The sequence below is a fragment of the Alkalicoccobacillus porphyridii genome (assembly GCF_007293315.1).
Lineage (GTDB): Bacteria > Bacillota > Bacilli > Bacillales > Bacillaceae_D > Alkalicoccobacillus > Alkalicoccobacillus porphyridii.
Map to the genome: position 1 here is coordinate 1 of NZ_VLXZ01000154.1, position 288 is coordinate 288.

A 288-nucleotide genomic window follows, 5' to 3' on the forward strand; every position below is an offset into this window, starting at 1 on the left:
TGATAGCCCGTCGTGGCGGTTACTGTTTTGAGCAGAATGGCGTGTTTGAGCGGGTGTTACGCGAGCTGGGGTTTAACGTTCGCAGCTTGTTAGGGCGCGTAGTGTTATCAAATCCGCCAGCATTACCGCCGCGCACCCATCGTTTGCTGTTGGTGGAACTGGAAGAGGAAAAATGGATTGCTGATGTCGGTTTCGGTGGGCAGACGCTAACCGCGCCGATTCGTTTAGTTTCCGATCTCGTGCAGACCACGCCACACGGAGAGTATCGGTTGTTGCAGGAGGGTGATG

Annotated in this window: 1 protein-coding gene; it reads left to right on the forward strand. The window is 54.9% G+C overall.

Annotation, left to right across the window (positions count from 1 at the left end; genetic code table 11):
- A partial coding sequence (locus FN960_RS23870) for an arylamine N-acetyltransferase (protein WP_185971140.1) occupies positions 1–288 on the forward strand: 288 nt, incomplete at both ends.